1 tRNA gene and 1 rRNA gene are annotated in these 607 nt (G+C 59.1%); both read left to right on the top strand.

Annotated elements, in window-relative coordinates:
• The first annotated feature begins 5 nt into the window (after window positions 1-5).
• Window positions 6-77, top strand: a tRNA-Ala gene (locus ACFQE9_RS15175).
• 248 nt (window positions 78-325) lie between these two features.
• Window positions 326-607 (top strand): 23S ribosomal RNA (locus ACFQE9_RS15170); the annotation flags it as partial.

Below are 607 nucleotides of genomic sequence, written 5' to 3'. Positions count from 1 at the left end.
CGGGTGGGCCCGTAGCTCAGTGGGAGAGTGCCTCCCTTGCAAGGAGGATGCCCTGGGTTCGAATCCCAGCGGGTCCATGTCAGCCCCATCTCCCGATTGGAGACTCCGACCGCGCGACTGCGGTGGGAGCGAAACGCGGCCCTTAAATGGTCGACTCCGAAACGGGAGATGACGGCGCGACGACCGATGCACTACTCCGGGAGACCGCGGGTAGGAAGGGTCCGACGGACACGCTCGTGGAAGCCACGAGGTGATTCGATGACGACCGTGTATACGTGCGATCCAGACGCCCACTGAACTCAGTTTGTGAGTTCGTGGACGTATAGTATACTGGCTACTGTGCCAGCTGGTGAATGGCTCGGCTCGAGAGCCGATGACGGACGTGCCAAGCTGCGAAAAGCCCAAGGGAGCCGCATGGAGGCGAAGAACTTGGGATCTCCGAATAGGAATCCTTCTACAATTGCTTCGCGCAATAGGGAACTCCCCGAATTGAAACATCTCAGTAGGGGACGGAAGAGAACGCAATAGCGATGTCGTTAGTAACCGCGAGTGACCGCGACACAGTCCAAACCGAAGCCCTCACGGGCAATGTGGTGTGTGGGCTGAC

It is taken from the genome of Halopenitus salinus (assembly GCF_042662125.1).
Lineage (GTDB): Archaea > Halobacteriota > Halobacteria > Halobacteriales > Haloferacaceae > Halopenitus > Halopenitus salinus.
The sequence above is the reverse complement of the archived record's forward strand: the minus strand, read 5'-3'. Positions and strand labels throughout refer to the sequence as shown.